The 16,967-nt window shown below is 69.8% G+C and carries 15 protein-coding genes; 3 read left to right on the forward strand and 12 right to left on the reverse strand.

What is annotated here, in order from left to right:
* Position 1: 1 nt before the first annotated feature.
* The 3 genes from betT to ACYVKA_RS02995 form a co-directional block, all read right to left on the reverse strand.
* The gene (gene betT, locus ACYVKA_RS02985; protein ID WP_460702845.1) at positions 2–2,065 is read right to left on the reverse strand and encodes a choline BCCT transporter BetT; all 2,064 of its coding nucleotides are present in this window, start codon (positions 2,063–2,065) and stop codon (positions 2–4) included.
* Positions 2,062–3,822 (reverse strand): choline dehydrogenase, encoded by a 1,761-nt coding sequence (gene betA / locus ACYVKA_RS02990; protein WP_460702847.1) that lies wholly within the window; start codon positions 3,820–3,822, stop codon positions 2,062–2,064. Before betA ends, betT begins: the two co-directional genes overlap by 4 nt.
* Before the next feature lie 88 nt (positions 3,823–3,910).
* Positions 3,911–5,407 carry an aldehyde dehydrogenase family protein gene (locus tag ACYVKA_RS02995; protein ID WP_460702849.1) on the reverse strand — a complete coding sequence of 499 codons (1,497 nt, stop codon included), beginning with the start codon at positions 5,405–5,407 and terminating at the stop codon, positions 3,911–3,913.
* A 97-nt stretch (positions 5,408–5,504) separates the two neighbouring features.
* Here ACYVKA_RS02995 and ACYVKA_RS03000 point away from each other — a divergent pair, with 97 nt between their 5' ends.
* Complete coding sequence (locus tag ACYVKA_RS03000) at positions 5,505–6,101, forward strand: TetR/AcrR family transcriptional regulator (RefSeq protein ID WP_394277799.1); 597 nt, start codon at positions 5,505–5,507, stop codon at positions 6,099–6,101.
* A 132-nt stretch (positions 6,102–6,233) separates the two neighbouring features.
* On the opposite strand, the gene ACYVKA_RS03005 is transcribed toward ACYVKA_RS03000, so the two are convergent.
* Entirely contained in the window at positions 6,234–6,731 is a 498-nt protein-coding gene (locus ACYVKA_RS03005) for a DUF421 domain-containing protein (protein ID WP_460702851.1), read from the reverse strand.
* A 224-nt stretch (positions 6,732–6,955) separates the two neighbouring features.
* Between ACYVKA_RS03005 and ACYVKA_RS03010 the strand changes: the two genes are divergently transcribed.
* The gene (locus tag ACYVKA_RS03010) at positions 6,956–7,777 is read left to right on the forward strand and encodes a mechanosensitive ion channel family protein (RefSeq protein WP_394277801.1); all 822 of its coding nucleotides are present in this window, start codon (positions 6,956–6,958) and stop codon (positions 7,775–7,777) included.
* Positions 7,778–7,901: 124 nt separating this feature from the next.
* Here the strand turns inward: ACYVKA_RS03010 and mnhG are convergent, their stop codons facing one another.
* The 8 genes from mnhG to ACYVKA_RS03050 all read right to left on the reverse strand — a co-directional run bounded on the left by mnhG (position 7,902) and on the right by ACYVKA_RS03050 (position 15,941).
* On the reverse strand, positions 7,902–8,279 hold the full coding sequence (mnhG, locus tag ACYVKA_RS03015) for a monovalent cation/H(+) antiporter subunit G (protein WP_394277802.1): 378 nt from the start codon (positions 8,277–8,279) through the stop codon (positions 7,902–7,904).
* Entirely contained in the window at positions 8,276–8,626 is a 351-nt protein-coding gene (locus tag ACYVKA_RS03020) for a monovalent cation/H+ antiporter complex subunit F (protein WP_460702853.1), read from the reverse strand. Before ACYVKA_RS03020 ends, mnhG begins: the two co-directional genes overlap by 4 nt.
* Entirely contained in the window at positions 8,623–9,192 is a 570-nt protein-coding gene (locus ACYVKA_RS03025) for a Na+/H+ antiporter subunit E (RefSeq protein WP_460702855.1), read from the reverse strand. The genes ACYVKA_RS03020 and ACYVKA_RS03025 overlap by 4 nt, the downstream gene beginning before the upstream one ends.
* Positions 9,192–10,763 carry a Na+/H+ antiporter subunit D gene (locus ACYVKA_RS03030; protein ID WP_460702857.1) on the reverse strand — a complete coding sequence of 524 codons (1,572 nt, stop codon included), beginning with the start codon at positions 10,761–10,763 and terminating at the stop codon, positions 9,192–9,194. Before ACYVKA_RS03030 ends, ACYVKA_RS03025 begins: the two co-directional genes overlap by 1 nt.
* Entirely contained in the window at positions 10,760–11,272 is a 513-nt protein-coding gene (locus ACYVKA_RS03035; RefSeq protein ID WP_460702859.1) for a Na(+)/H(+) antiporter subunit C, read from the reverse strand. Before ACYVKA_RS03035 ends, ACYVKA_RS03030 begins: the two co-directional genes overlap by 4 nt.
* Positions 11,269–14,139 carry a Na+/H+ antiporter subunit A gene (locus tag ACYVKA_RS03040; protein ID WP_460702861.1) on the reverse strand — a complete coding sequence of 957 codons (2,871 nt, stop codon included), beginning with the start codon at positions 14,137–14,139 and terminating at the stop codon, positions 11,269–11,271. Before ACYVKA_RS03040 ends, ACYVKA_RS03035 begins: the two co-directional genes overlap by 4 nt.
* Positions 14,140–14,280: 141 nt before the next feature.
* On the reverse strand, positions 14,281–15,732 hold the full coding sequence (locus tag ACYVKA_RS03045; protein ID WP_460702863.1) for a DHA2 family efflux MFS transporter permease subunit: 1,452 nt from the start codon (positions 15,730–15,732) through the stop codon (positions 14,281–14,283).
* A complete protein-coding gene (locus ACYVKA_RS03050) occupies positions 15,729–15,941 on the reverse strand; it encodes a hypothetical protein (RefSeq protein ID WP_460702865.1) in 213 nt (70 codons plus the stop codon). The genes ACYVKA_RS03045 and ACYVKA_RS03050 overlap by 4 nt, the downstream gene beginning before the upstream one ends.
* A 275-nt stretch (positions 15,942–16,216) precedes the next feature.
* Here ACYVKA_RS03050 and ACYVKA_RS03055 point away from each other — a divergent pair, with 275 nt between their 5' ends.
* A complete protein-coding gene (locus ACYVKA_RS03055; RefSeq protein WP_460702867.1) occupies positions 16,217–16,948 on the forward strand; it encodes a HEAT repeat domain-containing protein in 732 nt (243 codons plus the stop codon).
* Positions 16,949–16,967: the final 19 nt, after the last annotated feature.

Consider the following 16,967-nt stretch of genomic DNA (forward strand, 5'->3'; position numbering starts at 1 on the left):
CTCAGACCAAGGAGGCCTCCACGATGGCGCGGTTCGCCTCCAGGTGACGCTCGTAGGCATCCAGCACGTCGTGGCAGACCTGGTCCTCGTTGTAGGAGATCAGGTCATAGGCGGCCACGCCGGGCAGGGCCACCTCGACGCGGGTGGAGGTGTCGTCGGCCTCGATCATGCGGGCACCGTAGGCCGGCGCCGGCACGCGACGAAGCCGCACCGGGTAGCGGAAGAGGGTCTCGGAGTCGGGTTCGCCGACCTCGAGCGTCATCCGCCGCAACACGCGCCGCTCGGGGACCGCCTCCTCCTCGACGACTCGGGCCAGCGCCCCGCGGTCCTCGAGTTCCATGCCCACCGCCTCCAGCGCCGGGACGACCACCTTCTCCAGGTGGCGACCGGCCTGGCGATCGGTGACGGCGCCGAAGCTCACACCCAGCCGGGTGCGCCACGAACCCGGGGCCGCGGTGCTCTCGCGTCCCACCAGCGAGGAAGTGATGGAGGCCCGGGCTGCGTCACGACGCACCCGCTCGCCCTCCAGAGCCCGGTGCAGGCCCACCATCACCATCACCATCACGAAGGCGAAGGGCAGCCCCATGATGATCGTGGCATTCTGCAGAGCAGCGATGCCGTCCACCGCCAGCATCGCGACGGTCAGCACGCCTGTGGCCACGGCCCAGAAGATGCGCAGCACCGGCTGGGCATCGCTCTCGCTGTCGGGCAGGTGGCTCGACAGGTTCGCCATCACCAGCGCGCCGGAGTCGGCACTGGTGACGTAGAAGAGCAGGCCGACGAAGGTGGCCAGCCCCACCATCACCATCGGCAGCGGGTACTGCTGCAGCAGGTGGTAGAAGCCCAGTTCTGGGCTGTCGATGGCCAGCTTCGCGAACTCCTGGTCACCACGATTGCGGATCTGGCTCACCGCGGCATTGCCGAAGATGGTCACCCACATCACGATGTAGCAGAAGGGGATGGTCAGGGTGCCCAGCACGAACTGGCCAATGGTGCGACCGCGCGAGATGCGTGCCAGGAACATGCCGACGAAGGAGGCCCAGGCGATCCACCAGGCCCAGAAGAAGAGCGTCCAGGCGCCCATCCAGTCGGCCGGGTGGTCATAGGCCATCGTGTCGAGCGTCATGCCGGGGAACATGGCGATGAAGTCACCGATGTTCATCGTCATGGCCCGCAACAGGAAGGTCGTGTCGCCGGTCACCAGCACCCACGCCGCCAACGCGATGGCCAGCAGCACGTTGAGCTGACTGAGGATACGGATGCCCCTGTCGACGCCCGTGAGCGCCGAGATCGTGGCGACCCCGACGGCCAGCACCACGAGCAGGGCCTGGGCGGTGAGTCCCTGGTCCACGCCGAACATGATGTCCAGACCGACGTTGAGCATGACCACGCCGATGCCGAGGCTGGTGGCCACGCCGAAGATGGTGCCCACCACGGTGGCCACGTCCACTGCATCGCCGGCCGCCCCGTTGATGCGCCTTCCCAGCAGCGGGTGCAGGGCAGAGCGCACCGCCAGCGGCAGGCCCTTGCGGTGGGCGAAGTAGCCCAGGGCCATTCCCATCAGCACGTACATGCCCCATCCGGTGATGCCGTAGTGGAACATCGTCCACACGGTCGCCTCACGCGCCGCCTCGAAGGTCTCGCCCTTCATCTGGGGCGGCAGCATGTACTGGCTCACCGGCTCGGCGACGGCGAAGAACATCACGTCGGTGCCGATGCCTGCGGCGAAGAGCATCGAGGCCCAGGCGAAGGTGCTGAACTCGGGCCGGTCGGTGTCATGGCCCAGGCGTACCCGCGAGTGCCTGATCCCCATCACGATGACGAAGGCCAGCACGGCCGTGGCCAGGGCGATGTAGAACCAGCCGAACCAGTCCGAGATGAGGCCCACGACCCGGCCCAGGACGCGCAGGGCGTGGTCGGGAGCGCCCAGACCCCAGGCGGCGATGACGATCGTCACCAGGGCAGAGACTCCCAGCACCGGCCACTTGGGTCGGGGACGATCAACCACCACGGCGTCGGGATTGTCGAGGCCGTGGTGGTGGAGGGCGTTGACTGAGCTGCTCATGCGCTGGCTTCGGTCTGGCCGGCACGCTCCATCGACTGCATCGCGGTGGGGATGTCGTCGACGGCATTCCAGGAGGCATTGCGCGGGTCGCCCTCGGGGTAGACGGGCAGGCCAGCGCCGGCACGGTAGACCGGGACCGGCTCGGGAGCCAGCGGCGTGTTGCCGGCGATCAGGTCGGCGGCCTTCTCGGCCACCATCATGACCGGGGCGTAGATGTTGCCATTGGTGATGGACGGGAAGACCGAGGCGTCGACGACGCGCAGCCCCTCCACTCCGTGCACCTTCATGGTGCTGGGATCGGTGACCGACATCTCACCGGTGCCCATGGCGGCGGTGCAGGAGGGGTGCAGTGCGGTCTCGGCGTCCTTGGCCACCCAGTCGATGATCTCCTGGTCGGTCTGCACGCTCGGCCCGGGCGAGAGCTCTCCCCCGTCGAAGGCGGCGAAGGCGGGCTGGGCCAGGATGTGGCGGGCGGCCCGGATGACCTGCACCCACTCCTGCCGGTCGCGCTCGGTGGACAGGTAGTTGAAGCGGATCGCCGGGTGCTCGAAGGGGTCGGACGACTTGATCGTCACGTCGCCCACCACGTCGGAGTTCATGGGTCCGACGTGCACCTGGTAGCCGTGGTCGCCGCCGGCGGCGGTGCCGTCGTAGCGCACCGCGATGGGCAGGAAGTGGAACATCAGGTTGGGGTAGGCCACCTGGTCGTCGGTGCGGATGAAGCCGCCGCCCTCGAAGTGGTTGGATGCGCCGACGCCCGTCTTGCCGAAGAGCCACTGGGCGCCGATGATCGGGGCCTTCCAGTAGTTCAGCCACGGCGCGATGGAGACCGGCTGCACCGAGGCGTGCTGGATGTAGACCTCCAGGTGGTCCTGCAGGTTCTGACCGACGCCGGGCAGCTCGACGCGCGTCGTCACGCCCGCCTTCTCCAGCGCGGCGGGGTCACCGATGCCGGACAGCTGCATCACCTGCGGGGAGTTGAAGGCGCCGCCACACAGGACCACCTCGCCGGCCTCGACGCTCTCGGCCTTGCGGCCGGGGGTGCGCACGTAGTCGACGCCGGTGACGCGGTTGCCGTCCATGCGCAGGCCGGTGACCTGGGCGAGGGTGACGACGTCGAGGTTCTTGCGGTTGCGCACCGGGGTCAGGTAGGCGCGCGAGGCGCTCCAGCGGCGCGAGTCCTTCACATTGCGGTCGAAGGGCGCGAAGCCCTCCTGGCGGTAGCCGTTGACGTCGTCGGTGGCCGGGAAGCCGGCCTGGCGGGTGGCCTCGAAGAAGGCCTGGAAGAGCGGGCTGCTGGCCGGGCCGCGCTCCAGGTGCAGCGGGCCGGAGCCGCCGCGCCAGTCGTCGGCGCCGGCGGTGCAGGTCTCCATGCGCTTGAAGTAGGGCAGGCAGTGCTCATAGCTCCAGTGCTCCATGCCCGGGTTGGTGGCCCACTTGTCGTAGTCGCCGGGGTTGCCGCGCTGGAAGATCATGCCGTTGATGGAGCTGGATCCGCCCAGCACCTTGCCGCGGGCGTGCTTGACGCGCCGGCCGCCCATGTGCGGCTCGGGTTCGGACTCATAGGCCCAGTCGTAGAGCGGGTTGCCGCTGGGGAACATCAGCGCGGCGGGCATGTGGACCAGCGGGTCGAGGCGCCAGTCGGCCCGTCCGGCCTCGATCACCAGCACGGAGGTCTTCTTGTCGGCCGAGAGCCGGTTGGCCATCACGGAGCCGGCGGATCCTCCGCCGACGATGACGTAGTCGTAACGCTTCATGGGTTTCCTCATTCCTTCGTTCGTACTGCTGTGTGGATCGTGCTCCAGCGGCAGCGCGCAGTGTGCGTCGCCACCGGGGTGTGGTGGCTCAGGCCTGGTCGTCGCTGAACCAGCCGGCGCGTGCCGGGGAGGTGTTGTGCCAGATGTGCTTGCTCTCCTGGTACTCGTGCAGGCCGGCCAGGCCCAGCTCGCGGCCGATGCCGGACTGCTTCATGCCGCCCCACTCGGCCCCCGCGACATAGGGGTGGTAGTCGTTGATCCAGATGGTCCCGTGGCGCAGGCGCTTGGCGACGCGCTCGGCGCGTCCGGCGTCCTGGCTCCACACCGCACCGGCCAGGCCGTAGATGGTGTCATTGGCGATCGCCACGGCGGCGTCCTCGGCGGCCTCGCGGGTCTCGCCGCTGAAGGTCTCGACGGTGAGCACCGGCCCGAAGGACTCGTCCTGCACGCAGCTCATCTCGCTGGTGCAGCCGTCGAGGATGGTCGGCAGGTAGTAGAAGCCCTTGTCCAGCTCGGGATCGGCGGGGCGCTCGCCGCCCACCAGGAGCTTCGCGCCCTCGGCGATGCCGGCCTCCACATAGGCCTCGACCTTCTCGCGGTGCTGCTTGCTGATCAGCGGGCCGGTCTCGGCCTGCTCGTCGAAGGGGCCGCCCAGCCGGATCTGGCGGGCACGTCGCACCAGTTCGTCGACCACCTGGTCGTGCACCGACTCCTCGACCACCAGGCGGGTGCCGCCGGAGCAGACCTGGCCGGAGTCGAGGAAGACGGCCGTGAGCGCATTGTCGATGGCCGCGTCCATGTCGGCATCGGCGAAGATGACATTGGGATTCTTGCCGCCCAGTTCGAGGGCGACGCGCTTCACCGTGGGGGCGGCGGCGGCCATGATGCCGCGACCGGTCTCGAGTCCGCCGGTGAAGCTGACCAGGTCCACGTCGGGGTGGCTGGTCATGGTGGCGCCGACCGTGGCGCCGGGGCCGAGCACCAGGTTGGCCACGCCCTTGGGCAGGCCGAGGCGATCCAGTGCGTCGACCAGCCAGATGGCAGTGGACGGGGTGAGTTCGCTGGGCTTGAGGACGAAGGTGTTGCCGGCAGCAAGGGCCGGGCCGACCTTCCAGGAGGTCTGCAGCAGCGGGTAGTTCCACGGGGTGATCAGGGCGCAGACGCCGACGGGCTCGGTGACCACGCGGGAGCTGATGCCGGGCATCCCCGGGTCGACGACGCGTCCGGCCTCGGCCGCGGCCAATGTGGCGAAGTGGCGGAAGACGCTGATGATGTCGTCCATGTCGAGGCGGGCCTCCACCATGCGCTTGCCGGTGTCGAGGGCCTCCAGGCGGGCGACCTCCTCCTTCTCCTCGGTGAGCAGGTCGGCCAGGCGGTGCAGCAGCAGGCCGCGCTCGGGGCCAGGGGTGCTGGGCCAGGTGCCCTCGTCGAAGGCGGCGCGGGCGGCGGCGATGGCCAGTTCGGCATCGCGCTCGTCGCCCTCGGCGACGGTGGCGACGAGTTCTGCGTCGGCCGGGCAGTGGATCTCGCGGGTGGCGCCGGATGCGGCGTCCTGCCAGCGTCCGTCGATGTACAGCTGGGGCATGGCTCTCCTGGGATCGGCGGTCAGGGGGTGCCGACGTCGCTCGCCGACCCCTCGACAGTAACGGTCGTTTCAGGAAAACGCACGTTACACTCGCTCCATGACCGCTCATACGCCCGCGCGGACCCCCGTGCGCGAGCGCCTCCTGGACGCCGCCGACGAGCTCTTCTTCCAGGTGGGCGCCGTCGCCACGCCGGTGGACCGGATCCTTGCCCAGGCAGGGGCCTCCCCCGCGAGCCTCTATGCCCACTTCGGCAACAAGGACGGGCTGCTGGAGGCAGCGCTGGAGCGACGCCTGGCCGAGTGGACCGAGGTGTGGGATGCGGCCATCGAGGAGGCCTCGGACGACACGGGCCGACTGCTCGCCGTGTTCACCGCCCTCCGCAGCTACCAGACCGACCGGATGACCGAGCGCTGGTGTGCCTTCAGCGGCACAGCGGCAACGCTGCCCCACCCCACCGAGGGCATCTCCCGCGTCCTGCAGCAGGAGACCCAGCTGCTGCGCGAGCGTCTGGTCCGGCTTGCCACCCCCGTTGGCGGCGAGCGTTCCCCGGAGCTGGCAGAGGCCCTCATGGTCACCTACTGCGGAACGCTGGCCATGATGCTGCGCCAGCCCTGGGAGCTGGCCATCGACCAGGGCGAGGCCACGGCCCGGTTGCTGGTGGCCTGGGTGGCGACGCGGGAGCGAACGCACTGACCATTTGGTCGGACGCAATCCTGCGACCGCATGCGTACCGAGCCATGACCGGGACTCCACCACCTCTTCGAGCGGGCACCTTGGTGGCCCGGGGACCCTCACTCCCCGAAGTGAGCCCCCCGGAAGGTCCGGTCAGTGCAGGGCATCCAGGGCGGAGCCGTCACCCACCGATGCGCGGCCGATGACCGAGAGCGTCCCGTCGGTCTCCAGACACACCGCCGCCACGACATCGAGGCCGCCGAAACCGCTCGAGCGCACCGCCTGGTTCACCTCCCGTGGAGTGAGCCGCGCCTGGAGAAGCGACTCCTCCAACAGTTCACCATTGCGCACCACGACCACCGGCTCTGCCCTGATGACCCCGTCACGGCCCGGATGGCTCGAGGTCCACCGCGTGAGCAGGACCTGCAGCCCAATGAGGGTCACCAGCGCGAGCAGCCCCGTGACCGCCTGCGGCCCGGGATGGGTGATGACACTGGCGAGGAGGGAACCGACCGCGACGGTCACCACCAGATCGAAGGCGTTGAGCTTGGACAGCACCCGTGGGCCCGCTAGGCGCAGCACGCCGACGACCACCACGTAGGCCAGCACAGTGGTGAGCAGGATGCACAGCATCATGGAAGAGCTGGGCATGATCGCACCTTCTCGTCGGTCGGCCGCACACGTCAGAGTCGTGGCGGGGCTGCGCATCCCCGCAGCTACCATGACCGTACCCCTGCCCAACTGCCCCCACACCCAGGAGGCCCCGTGTCCACGACGATCACCCCGAAGCAGACCATCGCCCAGGAGCTCCCAGACGCTCACGGGAAGCGGACCGCCAACATCAGTGGCGGCACGCGGTGAAGGGGCTGCCACCGGTGACTGCCAATGGCATCCTCGCCGGACTCGCCGTCGTCCTGTTGGGGTGGATGGTCGCGCATCTGGCCCGAGCCACGGTCGCCCACCTCCTGGTCTGGAGGCACCGCAGTCCCAGCTCTGCCGCCGTCTTCGGCCGCCTCACCGGATGGGGCGTGATATTCCTCTTCGTGGGCGCCGGGTTGACGATCACCTTTCCCAGCATCCGACCCGTAGACGTGCTGGGCGGGGTGGGTGTGGTGTCGATCGCCGCCGGTATCGCCTTCCAGACCGTCCTGGGAAACATGTTCGCTGGCATCATCCTGGTCAGCCGCGACAAGTTCCGCATCAGCGACCAGATCGCCGTTGGGGACCACGCCGGCAGCATCGTGCGCATCGACATCACATCCACCACTCTGCGCACCTATGACGGTCGGCTCGTGGTGGTCCCGAACGGAGTCCTGCACTCCAAAGTGGTCACCGTGCAGACCGGTTTCGAACACATCCGTACCACAGTGGCGATCGACATCGACGACGCCGCGGACCTCGAGCTTGCCCGAGGCGTGGCGGTGGCGGCCATGCGCCAACTGCCCTCGGTGCTCGACGAGCCGGCCCCCGATGCCTTGCTGGCAGAGGTGGGCACCACGACGGTACGCCTGGAGTTGCGCTTCTGGTCGGGAGCACTCCAGCTCGAGGCCAGAGCAGCCCGCCACGACGTCATCCTGGCGGTGCTGACGGCCCTTCGCACCCACGGGGTGAAGACTGGATCGGACGTCCTCGTGATCGAGCCCGGCCCCAGCGCCCGCCAGCTGCTGGAGGACTGCTCCCACGCTCGTAGCGCCTAGCCCAGCCATAGGAAGAGCTGCTGCATCGCCTGGTGGTCCTCGTCGCGCACCTCATGGTCGGGATCGTGCTGGAGCCGCCACAGTGTGCTTCCCCTCGGACTCCACGAGCTCAGGCAAAGTCAACTCACCGGTCGCGGGGCAGGCCCTTCGCAGAGGCATCCGCCCCCGAAATCTCCTCGTGCGACAGGTCACGGAAGTCCTTGGGCACGGAGACCTGGCCGGCCCGCATGGCACTGCGGCTCATCATGTGCGAGGCCACGGGCGTGGTGAGCAGCTGGAAGACCGCCACCAGCACGAGCATCCCCACGTCGAGGCCGGAACGCATCCCCAGGCCGGTGCCCAGCAGCACCAGCACCAGGCCCAACACCTGTGGCTTGGTCGCCGCATGCATCCGGCTGAGCAGGTCGGGGAAGCGGGCCAGACCCACCGCCGCGCACAGGCACAGCAGGGAGCCGGCCAGCAGCAACAGTGCGCTGAACAGGTCGAGCAGCTGCCCGGTCATCGCCCATCCCTCCGTCGTGCCCCGCCCGGCTCGGCCGGCAGGCCGGGGGCGGCCACCGCCGTTTCGTCCTTGTCGATGTCGCGCGCCACGAAGCGCGAGATCGCCACCGTCGAGATGAAGCCGAGCAGGGACAGGCTGATCAGGATCGGCAAGGTGCTGGAGTGGTCGCTGATGACCGCCTCCAGGCCGAGCGTGCAGACCAGGGTGGCCACCAGCACGTCATTGGCCAGCGCCCGGTTCAGCACCGTGGGGCCCACCACGATCCGTGCCACAGCCAGCAGCGCAGAGATGGTCAGCACCACGACGCTGAGCACGTGCAGGACGTCGATCACCGCCTCGAGACTCATCGGTCCCCCTCCTGATTGTCCTGGTCTGCTTGGTCGTGCTGGTCGTCCAAGGGCTTGGGACGGACCTCCAGCGCCGCGGCGACACGTTGCTCCAGCGCCCAGATGTTCTCCTGCTCGCGCCGCAACAGGTCCTCGTCGGTGATGTCGAGCACGTGGATGGTCAGGATGCTGGTCTCGGGGTGCACGTCGATGACGACCGTTCCCGGCACCAGCGAGGTGAACTCGGCGACGATGGTGCGTCGCAGGTCATCGTGCAGGTGCAGCTGCACGTCCACCAGGCTGCCCCGCCCCACCGGCCGGGGGCGGATCGCCAGCCAGGCGACGTGCCAGCTGGCCCGCACCATGTCGAAGGCGAAGCGTGCCAGCAGCACCGCTGTCTTCCACGGGTGCACCCGAAGTTGAGCGGTGAGCGAGGGCATCGGGAAGAGCCACTGGATGAGCATGGCCAGGAGCAGGCCGCTGATCACGTTCATCCAGGTGACCTGGCCCATCAGCATCACCCACACCACCGTCAGGGCAACGGTGGAGGCATTGCGTCCATGGTTGGACAGGCGCGGGCGAGCCATCAGCGACCTCCCGTGGTCATCACGTCGGAGACATAGCCGGCCCGGTCGGCGAGCTGGCGGGCGGCGCCGTCGGTGTAGCCGAACAGGGGCCCCGCCACCACGGTAAACAGGCAGCTCAGCAGCACCAGCGCGGCGCTGGGCAGCACCACGCTGCGCGGCAGGGGACGCGAGGCCACCAGCGCCTCGGCCTGCTCGCCGGTGACGTCGGCGGAGCTCCCGTCGGCGGCGGTGACCAGGGCCCTGGGCGTGCGCCAGAAGGCCCGGCCCCAGACGCGGCTGATGGCGTACAGGGTGAGCAGGCTGGTCACCAGTGCCCCGGCCATCACCGTCCAGGCCAGCCAGCCGCCCTGCTGGGCGGCGGCGTCCAGCAGGCCGACCTTGCCCAGGAAGCCCGACAGCGGCGGGATGCCGGCCAGGTTGAGGGCCGGCAGGAAGAAGAGCAGCGCCAGCCCGGGCGCCATCTTCAGCAGGCCACCCAGATGGTCCAGAGAGGTGGAGCCGCCCCGCAGCTCGATCAGGCCGATCACCAGGAAGAGCGCCGTCTGCACCGTGATGTGGTGGGCGGCGTAGAAGATCGCGGCCGAGTCGCCCTGCACATTGCCCACGGCCAGGCCGAAGACCATGTAGCCGATGTGCGAGACCAGGGTGAAGGAGAGCAGTCGCTTGATGTCGTCCTGGGCGACGGCGCCGAGGATGCCGACGACCATCGTCAGCAGCGCCGCCCACAGCAGCACCTCGTCCAGGCGGCCGTCGGGGAAGAGCAGGGTCTCGGTGCGGATGATCGAGTAGATGCCCACCTTGGTCAGCAGGCCGGCGAAGACCGCCGTCACGGGCGCCGGGGCGGTCGGGTAGGAGTCGGGAAGCCAGCCCGACATGGGGAAGACGGCCGCCTTGATGCAGAAGCCCACCAGCAGCATGGCGTGCAGCATCAGGTTGGTCGCCGGCGCAAGGTCGTCCAGGCGCTGCGCCAGCTGGGCCATGTCGACGGTGCCGGTGGCGGCATAGACCAGGCCGATGGCCAGCAGGAAGATGATCGAGCTCACCAGGTTGACCACCACGTAGTTGGCACCGGCGCGCACCCGCGACTCGGTGCCGCCCAGGGTGAGCAGCACGAAGCTGGCGAACAGCAGCATCTCGAAGCCCACGTAGAGGTGGAACAGGTCACCCGACAGGAAGGTGGTCGAGACGCCCGCCGACAGCACCAGCAGGGTGGGGTGGAAGATCGGCAGCGGAGCTCCCCCGTCCTCGAGGTCGTCGGAGGCCACGCCCTGGCCCATGGCGTAGAACATGACGCCGGTGGTCACCACCGAGCTGACCAGCAGCATCAGGGCACTGAGCCGGTCCACGACCAGGACGATGCCGTCGACCGGGTGCCAGCCGCCCACGGCCACGGTCAGGCGCTCACCATGGCTGGCGGTCACCAGGAGGGTCGCGGCGATCGCCACCACCGCCAGGAAGATGGTGGCGGTGATGATGCGCTGCAGCACGGTGCGACGTCCGGCGACCACCGTGAGGCCGGCACCGATCAGGGGCAGCACCACGGGCAGCGGGACGAGCCAGGCGGCCGTCATCGTTCGATCTCCTCGAGCTCGCCGGGCTCGTCGCCGTCCGGCATGGGTTCGGGCGGGGCGTCCTCGACGTCGTCGGCCAGGGCGTGCGGGTCGGCGGTGTCGGTGTAGTCGGACCCGGAGGTGTCGTTGGTCTCCGCCATCCGTGCGATGCGCTCGTCCTCGGGGTCGTTCTCGACGGTGTCGGTCTCGGCCAGCTGCCACTGCCGGTGCACCAGCGCGAGCACGAAGCCGGTCATGGCCAGGGTGATGACGATGGCGGTGAGCACCATCGCCTGCGGCAGCGGGTCGCTGATCCCGCCGGGCCCGACGACGACCTTGCCGAGCTGGTCCTTGGTGATCAGCGGCACCTTGCCCGAAGGGCCCGATGCCACCATGAAGACCACGTTGACGCCATTGCCCATGAGCATGATGCCGAGCAGGGCACGCACCAGGCTTCGGGAGAGCAGCAGCACCACGCCGCAGCCGAACAGCGTCCCGGCCAGCAGCGAGAGCACGAGGTTGGGGCTCATCGGCGGTACTCCTTCGGTTCGACGGCGCCGATGACCCCGCCACCCTGCACGTACTGGAGGTCACGGCCCGGATCCTCGTCCAGGGCGGCGCCGAGGCTGCGCAGGATGTCGAGCACCAGGCCGATGACCACCAGGTAGACGCCGATGTCGAAGAAGACGCTGGTCACCAGGTGCAGGTCGCCGACCAGGGGCAGGTGGAAGTCGAAGGTCCAGCTCTGCAGCACGTCGCCGCCGGCGATCATCGAGACCAGGCCGAAGCCGGCCGACAGGAAGAGCCCGGAGCCGAGCAGCACACCGGGCATCACGGGGGCGGTGGCGCGCAGCTCCTGGGCGCCACCGGCCAGGTAGCGCACCACCAGTCCCATGCCCGCCACCAGGCCGGCCGCGAAGCCACCGCCGGGCGCGTTGTGTCCGGTGAACAGCAGGTAGAGCGACCACATCATGATGGTGTGGAAGACGATCCGGGTGACAACGGCGAAGATCAGCGAGGCGCGGCGGTCCTCGGTGTCGGTTCCGGTGGCCAGCCATCGGGCGCCGGTGTTGTTGCCGCGCTCGTCGCGGATGGCGGCGACGTCGCGACGGTTGGCCTCGACGCGCTTGCTGTTGCGAAAGACCAGGCTGGCGATGCCGGTGGCGGCCACCAGCACGACCGAGATCTCGCCCATGGTGTCCCAGGCACGCATGTCCACCAGGGCGACGTTGACGATGTTGCCGCCGCCGCCGAAGGTGAGGGCGCCGTCGGGCCAGCCGATCGAGGACGGCGGCGCCGTGCGGGCCGATCCGGCCACCAGGGTGGCGAGCGCCACCACCAGGCCGGAGGCGATCCCGAAGGCCACCCTCAGGCCGCGCTCCCAGGCCGGCGGCTCCTCCTTGAAGCGGGCCGAGAGGTGGCGCAGCACCAGCACGAAGATGACCAACGAGATGGTCTCGGCCAGCACCTGGGTCAGCGCCAGGTCGGGCGCGCCCTGGATGAGGAAGACCATGGCGCAGGCATAGCCGGTGATGCTGACCAGGATCACGGCGCGCATCCGTCGGTGGGAGCGCACGCTGCTGAAGGCGGCGACGGCCGCGACCAGCACCACGGCCAGCTGGGCCGACTCGTCCCAGGCCAGCGGGTCCATCCGGAGCCGGGTGCCGGCCAGGCCGAGGGCCGAGGAGACGACGAAGACGCCCAGGATCAGGCCCAGGGACAACGGCAGGGAGCCGCGCTGCATGAAGCCGGTCACCTCGACCGAGATGCGGTCGAGGGCGCGCATGCCCAGGCGGTAGGCGGAGACGGCGGCCGGCGGGTGCGGCAGGGCGCCCTGCAGGCGGGCGACGCGCCGTCGCTGCCAGGCCATCACGGCACCGGCGGCGATGGTGATGGCGGTGAGCAGCAGGGTGGGGCCGAAGCCGTGCCACAGCGCCAGGTGGATGGGGTGGTCGGAGGGCTCGAAGAGTTCCCGGTAGGGGCGCACCAGTGCCTCGATGGGGGCGGCGGCGAATCCGAGGGCCAGGCTGCCGATGCCGAGCAGCAGGGGCAGGGCGGTGGCGGCAACCTTCGGCGGGTGCAGCTCGGTGGGTTCGACGTCCTGCTTGTCGAACCAGGCACCCCACAGGAAGCGGGCGCTGTAGGCGAAGGTGAGCACCGAGCCCAGGACCAGGACGGCCAGCATCCAGCGGGACCACGGCTCAGCCCCGTGCAGGTAGGTCTCGTAGACGGCCTCCTTGCCGACGAAGCCGGCCATCGGGGGCAGCCCGGCCATGGAGGCGCAGCACAGTGTGGTGGCCACCACCAGCCACGGCATCCGCCGCGCCAGGCCGGACAGGGAGCGCACGTCGCGGGTGCCGGTGGCGTGGTCGATGGTGCCGACCGACAGGAAGAGCCCCGCCTTGAACACGGCGTGGGAGATCAGCATGGTGATGCCGGCCAGGGCGGCGTCGTGGGTGCCGGTGCCGACCAGCACCATCATGAAGCCGAGCTGGCTGACGGTGCCGTAGGCGAGCACGAGCTTGAGGTCCACCTGGCGCAACGCGCGGTAGCCACCGATCAGCATGGTGGCGCCGCCGAGCACCAGGATGGTGGGGCGCCAGGCGTCGGCGGTGGCGAAGCCGGGGGCCAGCCGGGCCACCAGGTAGACGCCGGCCTTCACCATCGCCGCGGCGTGCAGGTAGGCCGAGACGGGGGTGGGTGCGGCCATCGCGCCGGGCAGCCAGAAGTGGAAGGGCACCTGGGCCGACTTGGTCATGGCCCCCACCAGCAGCAGCACGACGGCGACACTGACCAGCGGGCCCCGCGGGGCGGCGGCAACCAGCTCGGCCAGGTCCCAGGTGCCGGCCTCGACGGCCAGCAGGACCATGCCGCCCAGCATCGCCAGGCCGCCGGCGGTGGTGACCACCAGCGCCTGGGTGGCGGCATTGCGGCTGTCCTCACTCTTGATGTAGTGCCCCACCAGCAGGTAGGACAGGATCGTCGTGAGCTCCCAGAACAGGTAGAGCAGCAGCAGGTTGTCCGACCAGACCAGGCCGGTCATCGCCCCGGCGAAGGCGGTCAGGTGCGCCGCGAATCGTCCCAGGTGGGGTTCATCGGCGTCGAAGTAGGCGCTGCAGTAGGCCAGCACGATGGCGCCGACGATGCCCACGACCAGGCTCATCACCAGGGCGAGGGTGTCGATGCGCAGGTCGATCGCCAGGCCGATGGAAGGCACCCAGGGGCGGCGGTAGATGGGTTCCTGGCCGGCATTCACGGCACTGAGGTGGGCGACGGCGAAGGCTGCGGTGGCCACGGAGGGTAGGGAGAGCAACCAGAAGGCACGCCGACCGAGGTGCGTGATCAGGAGAGGTGCTGTGACGGCCGCGAGCAGGTGCAGTGCCAGAACCGTCAGCATTCATCATCTCCCGGGGCGACGCGGCGGCCCGTCCGACGCGCTGTCGGACCAATTCTACAAGCCGCGGCCAACCGGCGGTCGCCATTGCGCCGCAGTGAGATGCCGACCCTGGTGACGGCAACGGGGCCGGCCGCTGGCATCTCAGTGCCCGGCCGTGGAGGGCACGGGCCGCACGAAGAAGGAGCCGACGGCAGCCACCGATGCCACCAGGCCGGTGACCAGGAAGGTGGTGGCGGCCCCCTCCCCCAGTCCCTCGGGCGCCCCCATCCCCTGGGCGATCCGACCGGCGGCCACCCCGGAATAGGTGGCGATCATGAAGGCGGTTCCCATGGCGGCGGCCAGCTGCTGCAGGGTGTTGAGGATGGCCGAGCCGTGGGCGTGCAATTCGTGGGGCAGCGATCCCAGGCCGGTGGTCATCAGCGGCGTGTAGACCATCGACAGGCCCACCGAGAAGATCACGTGGACCGCGATGACGAAGGCCAGGGAGCTGCGGTGGTCGACGGTGGCGAGCACCAGCAGCGATGCGGCGACGATGATGGCCCCGGGGACCACCAGCAGCCGCGGCCCCACCCGGTCGTAGATGCGTCCGAACAGCGGCGAGAGCAGGCCTTCCAGCAGACCGCCCGGCAGCACGGCGAGCCCCGAGACCAGTGCAGTGGCCAGCAGCGACTGCTGGATGTAGAGCGGCAGCACGTTGAGCGCACCCAGCAGCGCGGCGTGCACCAGCAGCAACACTCCCAGGCAGAGGGAGTAGTTGCGCACGGTGAAGGGGCGCAGGTCGAGCAGGGCGTCGTCGGTGCGCCCCAGACGGACCTGGCGCCGTCCAAAGACCAGCAGGCTGGCGGCACCGAGCGCGAACAGGCCCAGCGCGATGCGTCCGCTGGGTCCGCCCCCGAGGATGGCCCCGATCGAGCTGATGGCATAGATCAGCCCGCCGAAGGCGACGGCGGACAGCAGCATGGAGACGATGTCGAAGCGGGAGCGCCTGGTGACGCCGACACTCGGCATCACGCCCAGCCCCACCAGGCCGGCGCCTCCCACCAGCGGCACCATGAGCCAGAAGATCGTGTGCCAGGTGGAGAAGGAGAGCACCATTCCGGCCGCGGACGGGCCGAGCGCCGGGGCCACCGCCATCACCACGGAGATCAACCCCATGACAGTGCCGCGCCGGTTCACCGGCACGACGCGCATCACAATGGTCATCAGCAGCGGCATCAGGATGGTGGTTCCGGCTGCCTGCAGCACGCGGGCCAGCAGCAGCACCGCGAAGCTCGGGGCCAGGGCGGCAGCGACGGTGCCGGCCAGGAAGAGGCCGAGCGAGGCCATGAAGTTGGTCCGCGTGGTGAAGCGGTCGATCACCCAGCCCATCGCCGGCATCAGCACGGCCATGGTGAGCATGAAGCCGGTCATCAGCCACTGCGCGGTGTTGGCGGCGACCCCGAAATCGGCCATGATCGCCGGGAGCGCGACCGCGAGGGTCGTCTCGTTCAGCATCATGGCGAAGGCGCCGAAGACGAGCACCCCGACGGCGAGCTTCGCCTCGCGGGTCATCTCGGTGGGGGCCGCGGGAGTGCTCGCGGACTGTTCGCTCACCGTCTGCGTCCCTGCACTGCCCGCACCAGCACCACCAGGCCGATGATGGCGTTCACCAGACCCAAACCGCCCAGGCCGGGCGAGTCGTCGGACTGCCCGACCGACATCACCAGCGCACCGAGGCCGATCAGGTGCAGGCCGGCCAGCAGGCACAGGATGGTCCACCAGGTCGCGGTGCGTCCGGAGGGACGGCCGTCACCGACGGTCACAGGGCGTGGGCCGCGAGGCGGGCATGGTGGGTGTGTGTGGGCAGGACCTTCATGGCGCTTCCTTCGTGCATGTGTCGGGGCACAAAGATCCTACTTTGCGCTCAAATCCGGGGTACCCGCCACGCCCGCACAGGACCCCGGTCCCACTGCGCACGTGGGGGGCCGACCGGGCAGGTCGTGCAGCACGTGCCCGGTGGGGTCCCGACGTGCCCAGTGGGCAGGAAACCCGGGACATCCACACAGGTGTCTCTGGCTCGGCGACCTACTCTGGCAGTGTGAACACGCTCGAGACGTTGATGGCCGCCCTCACTTCCGAGGAGGCGCCGGTGCGCCAGCAGGCAGCCCTGCACCTGGGGATGGCCGATGCCAGCCCGCTGATGTGGGAGCTGGTCGACCAGATGGCCGCCGAGCCCGACGACTTCGTCCGTGAGACCCTCATCTGGGCGGTCGTGGCCCGGCCACAGGCAGCGACGCCGGTGCTCGTCGCGGCGCTGGAGCGCGACGGCGTCCCCAAGGAGCCGGTGCTGCACGCGCTGAGCAAGATCGGTGACCCGGCCACCACGCCCGCGATCCTCCCCCACGCCTCGGACCCCGATCCGGTGGTCGCCGCCAAGGCCTGGTGGGCGCTGGGCCGCATCGCATCGGCCGAGAGCCTGGCCGTGCTCGTCGGGCACCTGGGCTCGGACAAGGCGGAGCTCCGCCACGGCCTGACCCGGGCGCTGCTGCAGTACGGCGAACCGGCCATCGACGCGCTGGCCACCGCCCTCGACAGCGAGGACGCCGCCGTGCGCTCGCACGCCGCGGAGGTGCTGGTCGCCTTCGCCGACCCGAGCCGCGCGGGCACCGCCGAGCGACGCGCCGGGCGCGACTTCTCGCACAAGGCGGCCGAGGTGCTGCGGGCCGCGAAGGCGCCCGAGGTGGATGGCGCGCTGCTGCTGGCCACCGTCACCGATGACCGGCCCGGGCTGGTCGGCGCGGCGCAGGAGCTGCAAGACGAGCGCGCCTGAGGAATCCGTCGGCGAGGTG

It is taken from the genome of Luteococcus sediminum, from assembly GCF_054783495.1.